At 62.3% G+C, this 12,724-nt stretch carries 14 protein-coding genes; 2 read left to right on the top strand and 12 right to left on the bottom strand.

The annotated features are described in order from the left end of the window. Window positions 1-127: 127 nt before the first annotated feature. Complete coding sequence (locus tag LAN70_02925) at window positions 128-472, top strand: hypothetical protein (protein ID MBZ5510102.1); 345 nt, start codon at window positions 128-130, stop codon at window positions 470-472. Between the two features lie 97 nt (window positions 473-569). Beyond that, window positions 570-887 carry an antibiotic biosynthesis monooxygenase gene (locus LAN70_02920; protein MBZ5510101.1) on the top strand — a complete coding sequence of 106 codons (318 nt, stop codon included), beginning with the start codon at window positions 570-572 and terminating at the stop codon, window positions 885-887. Window positions 888-964: 77 nt separating this feature from the next. Here the strand turns inward: LAN70_02920 and LAN70_02915 are convergent, their stop codons facing one another. The 12 genes from LAN70_02915 to LAN70_02860 form a co-directional block, all read right to left on the bottom strand. Beyond that, window positions 965-1,663, bottom strand: coding sequence for a GAF domain-containing protein (locus LAN70_02915; GenBank protein MBZ5510100.1), 699 nt, complete (start codon window positions 1,661-1,663; stop codon window positions 965-967). 188 nt (window positions 1,664-1,851) lie between these two features. Then, window positions 1,852-2,163 (bottom strand): PilZ domain-containing protein, encoded by a 312-nt coding sequence (locus LAN70_02910; protein ID MBZ5510099.1) that lies wholly within the window; start codon window positions 2,161-2,163, stop codon window positions 1,852-1,854. Between the two features lie 232 nt (window positions 2,164-2,395). Continuing rightward, window positions 2,396-2,800, bottom strand: a complete 405-nt coding sequence (locus tag LAN70_02905) for a PIN domain-containing protein (GenBank protein MBZ5510098.1) — start codon at window positions 2,798-2,800, stop codon at window positions 2,396-2,398. Between the two features lie 29 nt (window positions 2,801-2,829). Further along, on the bottom strand, window positions 2,830-3,093 hold the full coding sequence (locus LAN70_02900; protein MBZ5510097.1) for an AbrB/MazE/SpoVT family DNA-binding domain-containing protein: 264 nt from the start codon (window positions 3,091-3,093) through the stop codon (window positions 2,830-2,832). Between the two features lie 169 nt (window positions 3,094-3,262). After that, window positions 3,263-4,513: a transcription termination factor Rho gene (gene rho, locus LAN70_02895; GenBank protein MBZ5510096.1), complete on the bottom strand. Its 1,251-nt coding sequence runs from the start codon at window positions 4,511-4,513 to the stop codon at window positions 3,263-3,265. A 77-nt stretch (window positions 4,514-4,590) separates the two neighbouring features. Then, a complete protein-coding gene (locus tag LAN70_02890) occupies window positions 4,591-4,809 on the bottom strand; it encodes a DNA-directed RNA polymerase subunit omega (GenBank protein ID MBZ5510095.1) in 219 nt (72 codons plus the stop codon). A gap of 317 nt (window positions 4,810-5,126) precedes the next feature. Then, a complete protein-coding gene (rocD, locus tag LAN70_02885) occupies window positions 5,127-6,338 on the bottom strand; it encodes an ornithine--oxo-acid transaminase (protein MBZ5510094.1) in 1,212 nt (403 codons plus the stop codon). Window positions 6,339-6,347: 9 nt separating this feature from the next. Beyond that, window positions 6,348-7,325: an ornithine carbamoyltransferase gene (argF, locus tag LAN70_02880; GenBank protein MBZ5510093.1), complete on the bottom strand. Its 978-nt coding sequence runs from the start codon at window positions 7,323-7,325 to the stop codon at window positions 6,348-6,350. A gap of 124 nt (window positions 7,326-7,449) precedes the next feature. Beyond that, window positions 7,450-8,796 carry a cyclic 2,3-diphosphoglycerate synthase gene (locus LAN70_02875; GenBank protein MBZ5510092.1) on the bottom strand — a complete coding sequence of 449 codons (1,347 nt, stop codon included), beginning with the start codon at window positions 8,794-8,796 and terminating at the stop codon, window positions 7,450-7,452. 252 nt (window positions 8,797-9,048) lie between these two features. After that, window positions 9,049-9,543 (bottom strand): transposase, encoded by a 495-nt coding sequence (locus tag LAN70_02870; protein ID MBZ5510091.1) that lies wholly within the window; start codon window positions 9,541-9,543, stop codon window positions 9,049-9,051. 72 nt (window positions 9,544-9,615) lie between these two features. Further along, a complete protein-coding gene (locus LAN70_02865) occupies window positions 9,616-10,977 on the bottom strand; it encodes an FAD-dependent oxidoreductase (GenBank protein MBZ5510090.1) in 1,362 nt (453 codons plus the stop codon). 173 nt (window positions 10,978-11,150) lie between these two features. Further along, a complete protein-coding gene (locus LAN70_02860; GenBank protein ID MBZ5510089.1) occupies window positions 11,151-12,698 on the bottom strand; it encodes a YifB family Mg chelatase-like AAA ATPase in 1,548 nt (515 codons plus the stop codon). Window positions 12,699-12,724 lie beyond the last annotated feature (26 nt).

Below are 12,724 nucleotides of genomic sequence, written 5' to 3'. Positions count from 1 at the left end.
GCAATCTCAAACTTCAATTATCAAGTTCCCCTGGTCTCCACACGTCCCTTTCCCTTGTCATTCCCCACGCCCGACACCTACAATGGCTCGCGCCCACCAAAGGGACAAACGACACAGGAGGATGGCAATGAAGAAACTATCGGTGGCTCTGCTCGCGCTTGTAGTCCTGATTTCCCTGTCTGCCCTCGCCCAGTACGGTTCGGACAAGCAGGAAAGCACCGGCAAAAAGGACAGCTCGGCCAAGACCAGCGCGGGCCCGGCGGCCAAGGACGTCGTAGGCACCATCGGCAAGGATGGCAAGACCTTCACCAGCGACAAGGACAAGAAGAGCTGGAAACTCGTGAACCCCGAAGCCGTGAAGGGACACGAGGGACACCATGTCAAGCTGAACGCCCATTTCTATCCCGACAAGGGCGAAGCGCACGTCATGTCCCTGTCCATGAACACCGGCGACAGCAAGAAGAAGGACTAGATGAAACACTGAGCTGATCTCAGGAATCTCCTTGTCCCTTTCCTCTCAGGCCGGCAGCAGCATCCTGCCGGCCTTTTTCTACCGCGGAGCTACCATCATGATCGCAAGGATCTGGCACGGTTACACCAGGCCTGAGCACGCCGAGGCCTATGAGTCCATGTTGAAACCGGAACTTCTGCCGGGCATCGGCAAAGTAAGAGGTTATAGAGGAAGTTACTTGCTGCGCAGAAACGCCGGCGCCGAAATCGAGTTCGTCACCATCATGCTGTGGGATTCCATTGACGCCATTCGCGCCGTCGCCGGCCCCGACTACGAAACTGCTGTCATCCCCGAGGAGCGGAAGAAACACCTCTCGCGCTGCGACCCCAAGTCGCAGCACTACGAAATCGCCGCCACCCATACGCCCGGGGTGTAGCACGCAGGCTTCTAAGTCTTGGCGGGCAGCCTCGTGCGAGGCTGTGTTAACAGGGAATGGGTAAGCGTCTACCGCTTCTACTGCGCCGCCTTGCACACCGGGCAGCGCGGCTCGGTGGCGGCGAAATACGAGCCGCATTTCGCGCACGGCAGGCCGCACAGCACTTTGCTAGGACTCAGCCGGCCGTGCCACTCGGGCGCAAGCGGTGAATCAGTTTCGCCTGGGACCGCGGGCGCAGCAATCTTGGACGGCGCAGCGGCCGGCGCAGCAGCCAGCGCGGGCGCCGGCGGTGCGGGCTCAACGAGATCGGCTTCCAGCACCTGGCCGTCGATGGGGCAGTCAAGCTGGGGCGACCAGGCACTGAGTGCGATCGCCACCATCGCCGCGGCCGAGCGCGCAATCGCGACGCTGGCCGGCCCGAACGCCTGCGGCTGTCGCGAGAACAGCGCCACCAGACCGCGCGTGTTGCGTCCCCACACGATCGGTAATAGCAGGATGGATCTGGCCGGCAGCGCGTTGGGGCACTTGGTCAGTGTGTCTTCGCAGTGGAAGGATGCTCCGCTGCGGATGCATTCTCCGGAAATGGTGTTCTCCAGGCGGATCGCGGTACCGGGCTGCGGCGCTTCCCCGGCGCTGGCCCGGCAGTGAAGCCCGGTTTCATCGAGGATGGCGACGGCCACGCCGCTGGCGCGGGTTGTCGCCAACAGGAATTTCGCTGCCAGGTTGAAGCCCTCCGCGACCTCAATATCGGTCGCCGGCGCCTGCTTCGGGCGCATCTCGGCGACGTTTCCAGCCTGATGTTCGGGCCTGCGATGTGCCAGCGATCGGGTCTGAACGGTTAACCTCGTATTGGGTTCGGTCGGGAGTGTAACCTGCTGCATGCAAACCTCTTGGACCTTGAATACTGCTAGTGTGAGCGTGCCTGGCCGGACGCACAAATTACCAACGACCATGACCTGGCGAGCTAACTGTCCACGAAGGAAATGCGGTCGATGCGGACGGCGATGCCGCGCGCATTTTTCGCGGCTTCGGTGCGCATCACGGTGCCGCGGCAGCGCGTGGTCGCGGAGTGACCGCCTACTTGCGTCGGAAACTGGAAGACGAAGTCGATGCGGCTGCCCGCTTCCAAGTACTCTAATTCGGTGTAAAAGAACAAGCCGCCGGAGCTGACGTCCCGGGTAACACCGAACATTTCTTCCGTTCCGCTGGTTGGCATGTGTACCGGCAGGAAGACTGAATGCCGCGGGGCCCTGCGGCGTTCGACGCCCGTAGTCATGATGCTGCCTTCATGATCTGAAATTAGCTGTTGCTGAAAAATTAGACTGGAAGCAGCGCGAAGTCCATCGGCGGAACCTGAAGCGTTACTATCTCGCGCGATGGACGTGAAGCCATGGCGGAGAATTATCGCGGAACGCGAATTTTCCTGGCAGTCGTTTCGGCGTTGCTGGTCCCCCACACTCTCGCTCCCAACCCGGGAGCGACAAGGGTGGAGCAACCTCGATAGTGTGTCACGCCGGTTCGACGACGGTGACCCCCTCCGGGGGCGGGTCGAAATGTCGCCGATTAAATGTCAGCAACGTGGTGGCTTTCGATTGGCGAGCGCACGCGGCAATCACCGCGTCGTAAGTACGGCCGCCACCCACACCTTGCATCGCCAGTTGGCGAAGGTGGGCGACATAAGCCGCGCTGTCCAGAGCGAAGATGGTACGGCCCTCGACGAAGTTCGCCTCGACTAACGCCCATGCTTCGGCAGCGGATAAACGGTAGGGGGCGGGAAGTCGTGTCAGCACCGCATAGGTCTCCATCAGTGCCGGCGCCGAGACCGCCAGCCGCTCGCCTCGCCCGAGCCGACGCTCGATTTCCCCGACGGCCGCCGTATTATGTTCGTGCCAGCCGCATACAGCCGCAATCATGCAGCTCGTGTCGAGAGCGAATACGGGCCTCATTTCCGCGGACGGTTTCTGGCCCGGAGCTGATGCCGGGTGCGTTCCACCGTTTCCGTCCGGAGCGGTGGCACCTTCACTGCAGCTTGGGCAACGAGCAACCGTCCCTTTCGCTCAAGCTTTATCGGCAGCGGCCGCTGCTCGATCTCGATTCTGCCGTCATGCCAGCGGACATCAAGAGGCGTACCCGGCTCGAGTGCGGCTTCCCGGCGAATCTCGCTGGGGATGACCAGCCGTCCGGCCCGATCCATGGTAGTAATCATGGTAGAGATTCTACCATAATAATTGGCTGAGCAGACTTGTTCCCGCCCGCTGGCTTGGGGAAGAAGCATGGCGGGGCTGGTCCGCGTTTCTCAGCTGCGGGGTTTTTGAACGAATGGCCCGAGCCGGTGCCCGAGCCTTTAGCCGAGCGCCGACAGCCGAGAGCCGCGTCTACAGCGAACTCATGTTCGACAGGAACATGCCGTTGGTCTGGGTCTTGCTCAGCTTGTCGATCAATAGCTCCATGGCTTCCACCGGCGACAGCGGGTTGAGCACCTTGCGCAGCACCCAGATGCGCGCCAGGTCGTCCTTCGGAATGAGCAACTCTTCCTTGCGCGTTCCGGAGCGCTGGATATCGATGGCGGGGAAGACGCGCTTGTCCACCAGCTTGCGGTCGAGAATGATTTCGCAGTTGCCGGTGCCTTTGAACTCTTCAAAGATCACGTCGTCCATGCGCGAGCCGGTGTCCACCAGCGCGGTGGCGATGATGGTCAGCGAGCCGCCTTCCTCGATGTTGCGGGCGGCGCCGAAGAAGCGCTTCGGCCGCTGCAGGGCGTTGGAGTCTACGCCGCCGGAGAGCACCTTGCCGGAGGGCGGAACGATGGTGTTGTAAGCCCGCGCCAGGCGCGTGATGGAGTCGAGCAGGATGACGACGTCGCGCTTGTGCTCGACCAGGCGCTTGGCCTTCTCGATCACCATTTCCGCCACCTGCACGTGGCGGGCGGCGGGCTCATCGAAGGTCGAACTGATGACCTCGCCCTTCACCGAGCGCTGCATGTCGGTGACTTCTTCCGGGCGCTCGTCAATCAGCAGGACGATGAGCACGACTTCGGGATGATTGGTGGTGATGCTGTTGGCGACGTTCTGCAACAGCATGGTCTTGCCGGTGCGCGGCGGCGACACGATCAGGCCGCGCTGGCCTTTGCCGAGCGGCGTCAACAGGTCCATAACGCGCGCCGAGACATTGTCCTTGATGGTCTCCAGCTTGAGGCGCTCCTGCGGGTAGAGCGGCGTCAGGTTGTCGAACAGGATCTTGTTGCGCGCTTCCTCGGGCGACTCGAAGTTGACGGCCTCGATCTTGACCAGCGCGAAATATTTTTCGCCCTCATGCGGAGGACGGACCTGGCCGGAGATGGTGTCGCCGGTCTTGAGGTCGAATTTGCGGATCTGCGAGGGCGAGACGTAGATATCGTCGGGGCCGGGCAGATAGTTGTAGTCCGGCGAGCGCAGGAAGCCGTAGCCGTCGGGCAGGATTTCCAAGACACCCTCGGCGAAGATGTGCCCCTCTTTTTCGCTCTGGGCCTGCAGGATTTTGAAGATGAGGTCCTGCTTGCGGAGGCCGCTGGCCCCGGGCAGATCGAGCGTCCGAGCAATGCGGGTCAGCTCGGTAATGTTTTTTTCTTTTAGTTCAGCGATGGTCATGTTCACCTACGGCGAGATTTTCAAGGGGGGTCAGAAGACGTGCTGCGCGGTACGAAGGCGCGCTCTAGGAACTACTATTATGCAGCCCGACGCTGCGCTTCTGCAACCTTTTCCGGTTCCGCCAGGACTTGCTCCCGGTCGGCGACCCCGATGCGGTTCAATACCTCGTTCATGGTTTCCTGGATGCGGGTATTGGGCCGGTGAAATCTGCGGGTGGCCTTGGAGGCAAGCTGACAAAGCATATACCGGTTCCGGAAGGTGTGTAAAGCTTCGAATACCAGATCCGAGCGCTTCATTCCAAATCTCCTCTTGTACTGAGACCCGCGGCGGAACCATGAGTTCCGGTCCGACTGCCATCCTCGTAAATTTTAGGGACGTGGGAAACAGTGCGGATCTGCTGCTTGCATATAGATGCCGCACCGGCCTCCAAAGTTGCTGCCAAATCGAGGGTCCGGTTGCCTGGATAAGTCAGATTAGCCGCCGCTAACCCTGGTGGCAAACAAATATTTCGCGGGCTGCCGGAAGTCGCCAGCCAATGGCTCCGAGCCGCTGGTAGCTGGGACAAGGCCACCCGCTTCGAGTGGGCGGCTACCGCGCCGCCGTGGCCTCGGAATCAGTGCTCGATCACCTTTTTGATGCGGGCGAAGGCCCAGTCGATTTCGTCGCGGGTGATGACCAGCGGCGGCGCCAGGCGGATGACCTTCTCGTGCGTCTCCTTGCAGAGAACTCCCTGCTCTTTCAGGGCCTCGCAGTAGGGCCGCGCGGGACTCAGCAGCTCGATCCCGATCCACAGGCCCCGTCCGCGGACTTCCCGGATGTCGGGGCTGCGGAGAGTTTTCAGGCGCTCCAGAAAGTAGGCGCCCAGTTCGGCGGAGCGCTCCACCAGTTTCTCCTCCACCAGGACACGGAGCGCGGTGCGGGCGACGGCACAAGCGAGCGGGTTTCCGCCGAAGGTACTGCCGTGGTCGCCGGGCTGGAAGACACCGAGAACTTCGCGCGCGGCAAGCACGGCTGAAACGGGATAGAAGCCGCCGGCGAGCGCCTTGCCGATGATGAGCACGTCGGGCGTAATGCCGTCGTGCATGAACGCGAAGAGCTTGCCGGTGCGGCCGAGACCGGACTGGATTTCGTCGCACATCAGGAGAACGCGATTGAGGCGGCAGAGCCGCGCCGCGTCGCGCAGGAAGCCGTCCGGCGGAATGATGATGCCGGCCTCGCCCTGGATGGGCTCGACCAGGAACGCGCAGGTGTGGGGCGTGATGGCCGCTTGCAAGGCGTGCGCATCGCCGAATGGAATGATCTTGAACCCGGGCGTAAACGGGCCGAATCCGCGGCGGTACTGCTCGTCGCTGGAGAAGCCCACGATGGTGGTGGTGCGGCCGTGAAAATTGTTGGCGCAGACGATGATTTCGGCCTGGCCATCGGGGATGCCCTTGACGGTGTAGCCCCACTTGCGCGCGGCTTTGATGGCGGTCTCGACGGCTTCCGCGCCGGTGTTCATGGGTAGCGCCATGTCAAAGCCGGTGAGCGCGTGCAGGTCGCGATACAGCAGCGGAAGCTGATCGTTGCGGAAGGCGCGCGAAGTGAGCGTGACTTTGTGGGCCTGCTCGATCAGGGTTTCCAGGATGCGGGGATGGCAGTGGCCCTGGTTTACCGCTGAATACGACGCCAGGCAGTCGAGATAGCGTTTCCCTTCGACGTCGTACACCCAGACGCCTTCGGCTTTGTGAATGACAACATCGAGAGGACGGTAATTGCTAGCTCCGTATTGATTCTCAAGGTCAATCAGTTCGTGCGCGAGATTCTGTTCTGTCAGGGTCGGCATTTCAGCTCCCTATGCGTGTACCGGATGTTCGGCAACCACTCTGTGCGGGCGAAGGACGACTTCACCCTTCATCAGTTCCAGCATGATTGCCTTTTGGACGTGGAGCCGGTTTTCGGCTTGCTGGAAGACGACGGAATTGGGCGAGTCCATGACCTCGTCGGTCACCTCGCAGCCACGATGCGCGGGCAGGCAGTGGAGGAAGATGGCGTCGCGCTTGGCGTTGGCAAACAGCTCGGAATTGACCTGGAACGGACGGAAGATACGGTCACGTTTTTCGGCCTCGGCTTCCTGGCCCATGCTGGCCCAGACGTCGGTGTAGATAACGTCCGCATCAAAAGCGGCTTCGACGGGATCGTTGGTCAGGGTGAGGGTGGCGCCGGTCTGCGCGCCGCGCTCGCGCGCCCATGTCTCCGCCTGGGCGCTGGGTTCATAATCGGCAGGGGTTGCGATCCAGACGCGCGCGCCGAGTTGCGCACCGGCGAACATCAAAGAATGCGCGACATTGTTGCCATCACCGACATAGGCGATCTTCAGGCCGGAGATGCGGCCTTTGACTTCGCGGATGGTGAGGTAGTCGGCCATGGCCTGGCAGGGATGGCTGAAGTCGGTGAGGCCGTTGATGACGGGAATGGCGGCGTATTCGGCCATGCGCTCGACGATCTCGTGCGCAAAGGTGCGGATCATGATGCCCTGCACCATGCGTTCGAGATTCCTGGCGATGTCGTGCACCGACTCGCGCTTGCCGAGGCTGATCTCCGCTGGCGATAGATAGACGGAAAAACCGCCGAGCTGATGGATGCCGACATCAAACGTCACTCGCGTTCGCAGTGAGGGCTTCTCGAAGATCATGGCCAGGGCCTTGCCCTTCAAACTTTCCGCATAGGTTTTCGGGCTGGCCTTGATGTCGGCGGCAAGGTCGAGGAGTTCGCGAATTTGGAAGGGCGTGAAATCGCGGATGGAGAGGAAATCCTTAGCAATAGGAGTCATGTTGTCCTGCCTTCCGGCAATTTGGTGATTTAGTGATTTGTGATTTAGTGATTGAGTGCCTCGTCGGTAAACGCCTCAATCCCTAAATCACTCAATCGCTAAATCACTCAATCACCCAATCCGATCAATGCGCCGCCGTGGCGGCGCACTGCTCCTGGTGCTGGGTGGTGAAGTCGGAAAGGACATCCGCCAGGTTCGGCTTGGTAAGCTCTTCGACCTCGTATCCCACGCGCACGCAGGGCTTGTTCAGGTGCAGGATGCGTCGCAGGTCCACGGGCGTCGCCAGCACCACCACGTCGCACGGCGTACGGTTGATGGTCTCCTCCAGTTCGTGCCGCTGCGCTTCGCTGTAACCCATGGCGGGCAGCAGGTCGTGCAGGTGCGGATATTTTTCGAATGTCTGGCGAATGGATCCGACGGCGTGCGGGCGCGGATCCACGCGCTGCGCCGCCCAGTACTGGCCTGAGGCGACGACGCCCGCGCCATAGGGCATCTCGCCGTGGGTGAGGGTGGGGCCGTCCTCGACGACGAGCACGTACTTGCCCTTGATGGCGTCGGGATTGTCCACCGAGACGCGGCAGGCGGCCTCAATGACGGTGGCGTTGGGATTGGCGAGGCTAATGTTCTTCCGGACGATTTCCACCGCCGGCGCCGGCGCGGTGTTGACCTTGTTGATGACGACGACCTGGGCGCGGCGGAGATTGACCTCGCCCGGAAAGTAGCTCATTTCGTGACCGGCGCGAAGCGGGTCAGCGACCACGATCTCGAGGTCGGAGTGGAAGAAGGGCGTGTCGTTGTTGCCGCCGTCCCAAAGCACCAGGTCGGCTTCCTTCTCGGCGCGGCGGAGAATGGCCTCGTAGTCGACGCCGGCATACACCACGGTGCCGTGAACCAGGTGCGGCTCGTATTCCTCACACTCTTCGATCGTACATTCGTTGCGCTGCAGGTCGTCGAGGGTGGCGAAGCGCTGCACCGCCTGGCGGGCAAGGTCGCCGTAGGGCATGGGATGGCGTACGACGACGGGGTTCCAGCCGAGGTTGCGCAATTCGGCGAGAACGCGGCGCGCCACCGGACTCTTGCCGCATCCGGTGCGCACGGCGCAGACGGAGATGACCGGAACGTTGGCCTTCAGCTCGGTATGGCGTCCGCCGGGCAGCCAGAAGTCGGCGCCGGCAGCGAGCGCGCGCGATGCCACGTGCATGAGCGCGCTGTGCGCGATGTCGCTGTAGGAAAAAACCACGATGTCGATGGCGCGATCGGCGACCAGGGACTCGAGTTCCTTTTCCTCCACGATGGGAATGCCGTCCGGATAGAGCGGCCCGGCAAGTTCGGCCGGGTAGCGGCGTCCGGCGATGTCGGGGATCTGGGTGGCGGTAAAAGCCACCACCTGGTACTCGGGATTGTTGCGGAACAGGGTGTTGAAATCGTGAAAATCGCGGCCGGCTGCACCGAGGATGACAACGCGCTTCATGGCTTCCTCCCCCTTAACCTTGTAGTGTGACCCGCGGCGGGCGGGTGGCAAGTGACGCCTGTCACACGCGGGGTGGGCGGCGTCCCGAATCGGGCAATATCGTGGCACGATATGTATATTTATGCGCGCGGCGGATATGAAAAAGGGCCTAGGTTAGCCGTTCCGATCAGAGTGTAGGAAGGGATATGGGAAGGGCACGGCTGACGCCGTTCCGATCAGAGTATAGGAAGCAGAAATGGGAAGGGCACGGCTTTAGCCGTGCCGATCAGGGCTGACCTGTTCTGCGGCTTTAGCCGCCGAGGGAAAGCTATCGAGATCGTAAGAACCGTGTGCGGAAGAGAAGCGATATTGCTCCGGGCGCTCAACCAGGTGTCGGCGAACAGGATTGAGGTGAATGTAATTGCGATGAATAACGAAATCATTCTCATCGCGAATACGGTGATCCGTGAATCCACGCGCCCATACTTCCGATTGCGAACCTAGTTGCCGCGCTAGTCTGAACGAGAAACCGCCCTTGATGAATTGCATGGCGCGCTCGAGGCTTTCGGCGGGGGTGATGATCAAGTGCACATGTTCCGGCATTACGACGAACGCGTGAAGTTGAAATCGATGTTGAGAACGGTATTCGTAAAGGGTGTTGACGAATAGTTCGGCGATGATGTCGCGTTGCAGGATAGCTCGACCGGATTGAGTCGATGTCGTGACGAAGTAAGTGCCCGGCGGCGAGATGCGGCGGGTAGGTTTCAAACCTAACCTCGGCGGCTAAAGCCGCACAGCTGATGGCGGCTGGGCGGCACGGCTGAAGCCGTGCCCTTCCCGTTAGTCGCCGGCGCCGGCCATGGCGGGGGCGCTCGTCGAGTTTTTTTCGCGCGTGATCGCCCGCAGCATGCTGGTGTCGTCGGAGTACTTGAAGTAGGTGAGATTGCGGGCCGTCGCTTCCTTCTCCTCGGCCTTGACGAGCAGGGCCAACTCGGCTTTGTTGACCGCAAGGACGCTGCGGGCGCGGAGGGTGTTCTCAATCGTCTCCACCGGCGTGGTTCCCTTCTCCGGCTTGCCCTGGAGGTAATTCAGAACGTAGGTGGCGCCGACCTCGGCGTCATGACGCGCGATGCCGACCAGGCCGTCGCTGGCGCGGCGCGCCCAGCCGACAACGAAGTGGCCTTCCATCTCGACGCCGGTCTGCGGATCGGCGACCTGGTAGAGCGAGCGCTCGTCGCCCTGCACCGGCTTGGTGCTGTAGCCCTCCGGACCCATGGGCAGGCCGAAGTCGGGATCGTGCACGTCGCCGATGGCGAAGATCATGGTGTCAATGTCGAGCTCGGTGGTCTGGTCGGTGGCTTTGGCGGCGGTGCCCTCGCCCTTCTTGACCAAATTGTTCTCGGTGACGATCAGCTTGCAGATGCGGCCGTCGGGACCCTTGACGATTTCCTTGGGCGAGCACAGGAAGCGGAATTTCATCACCGGGTTGACCTGGGGCAGGTCGGTCTTCTTGAGCATGGTGAAGATTTCGTCGACCTTGGTGATGTCCTGGCCGACGGCGGCGACGCGCTCGGCGCAGCGCTGCATTTCCGCCTGCAGCTGATCGCGATGGAGGTTCTGCTCGACGTACTTGATTTCCTTTTCGTCGAACTTGGCCTCGAAGGGACCGCGGCGGGCGACGATGGTGAGTTCCTCGGTCGTGCGGTTGGGATCGTCCAGCAAGACCCAGCGCGCGATGTCCACCATGACGTTGCCCATGCCGACGATGGCGATCTTCTTGCCGGTGGAGAAATCCCGGCTGGAGAACGGCGGCAGCGAGTTGTAGAAGTACACGAAGTCCTTGGCGGAATAGACGCCCTTGGCGTCCTCGCCGGGAAGACCGAGTTTCTTGGTGCCCTGGGCGCCGACGGAGAAGATGATCGCGTCGGGATGGAAGGCGCGCAGGTCGTCCACCGTGATCGCCTGCTTGGTTCCGACCGGCACGTGGCCGAAGTAGTGGACGTTGGGGAGGGAGAGCACCTTGGCGAACTGCTTGCGCAGGCCGCTCTTCATCTTGTCCTTGACCAGATAGATGCCGTACTCGGCCAGGCCGCCGTGCTTGATGTCACGGTTAAAGATGACCACCTGGTGGCCGGCTAGGGCGATCTTCTGGGCCGCAAACATTCCTGCCGGGCCCGCGCCAACGACGAATACAGTTTTCATTCCGTGCTGCCTCCTGCCATCAATTACAACCCGGACAGGGTACCGGGACAGGCTACCAGAGGACTGTGACGCCGGTCTCAGGGGCTTGTGACGTCGTCACCATTATGCCCGAAAAGTACCGAGTACCCAGTACTCAGTACCGAGCCGCACAAGATCGGCTCAGGGCGGAGAACTCAAGCCCAGTAGTTGCGGTCAAGCGTGCGGTACTGGATGGCCTCGGCAATGTGTTTGGAGTCGAGCTGGGCGGCGCCCTCCAGATCGGCGATGGTGCGGGCGACCTTGAGGATGCGGTCATGGGCGCGGGCGCTGAGTCCCTGCTGGTTGATGGCGCGCTCCAGCAGGCGCTCGCAGTCGGGCGAGAGCTCGCAGTGGGTGCGGATCTGGCCGGTTTGCATCTGCGCGTTACAGAAGATGCGCGGGCGGGCGGCGGCAAAGCGGCGGAGTTGGACCTCGCGGGCGCGCACCACGCGCTCGCGGATGTGCGCCGAGGTTTCCGGGCTGGCCGCGCTGCGCAGTTCCTTGTAGTTCACCGCCGGAACGTCGATGTGGATATCGATGCGGTCGAGCAGCGGGCCGCTGATCTTGGCGACATAGCGCTGGATCATGGGCTGCGTGCAGTGGCACTCGCGGCTGCGGTCGTTGAAGTATCCGCAGGGGCAGGGGTTCATGGCGGCGGCCAGCATGAAGCGCGCCGGAAAGGTGAGCGACATGGAAGCGCGCGCGATGCAGACGGTGCCGTCTTCCAGCGGCTGGCGCATGACCTCCAGCACGTTGCGCGGGAACTCCGGCAGCTCGTCCAGAAACAGGACACCGTGATGGGCGAGGGAGACCTCGCCGGGGCGCGGCACCACCCCGCCGCCGATCAGGCCGGCGTCCGAGATGGTGTGGTGGGGCGCGCGAAAGGGGCGGGTGCCGACCAGGCCCGCCTTGGCGTCGAGCACGCCGGCGACGCTATGAATTTTCGTGGTCTCCAGCGCTTCGTCAAAGGTCAGCGGCGGCAGGATGGTCGGCATGCGCTTGGCGAGCATGGTCTTGCCGGATCCGGGCGGGCCAATCATCAAAATGTTGTGCCCGCCGGCGCAGGCGACCTCGAGGGCGCGCTTGGCGGTGTACTGGCCGCGGACGTCCTTGAAGTCCACGGTGAACTGCTGGGCTTCGCTCAACAGTGCGTCGGCGTCCACGTGGATGGGGGCGATACTGTTACCCCCGTTCAGCATGTGGACCACCTCCACCAGCGAGGTGACCGGGTAGACATTCACGCCGCTGACCACGGCGGCTTCCTTGGCGTTGATGACCGGGACGATCAGGTTGGGGATCTTGCCGGCGCGGGCGGCGACGGCAATGGGCAGCGCGCCGCGGATGCCGCGCACCCCGCCATCGAGCGAAAGTTCGCCGACAAAAACATAGTCCGGCACTTCCTTGCGCGAGATTCCGCCATAGGCGCCCAGGATGCCGAGCGCCATGGGGAGATCGTAGCCCGAGCCCTCCTTCTTTATGTCGGCGGGGGCGAGGTTGACCGTGATGTGGGTGGGCGGGATGTCGTATCCGCAGTTGCGCAGCGCGGAGCGGATGCGCTCGCGGCTCTCGCGCACCGCCGCGTCGGGCAGGCCGACGGTCATGAAATTGTCTTTCTCACAGCGGATGCCGGAAACGTCAACCTCGACCTCGATGATGCTGGCGTCAATGCCGTAGACCGCGGCGCTGAGGGTCTTGTAAAGCATTCCATTAGGCGCTGAGCGCGCCCAAG

The organism is Terriglobia bacterium, assembly GCA_020072845.1.
Taxonomy (GTDB): Bacteria; Acidobacteriota; Terriglobia; order Terriglobales; family Acidobacteriaceae; genus JAIQGF01.
The sequence above is the reverse complement of the archived record's forward strand: the minus strand, read 5'-3'. Positions and strand labels throughout refer to the sequence as shown.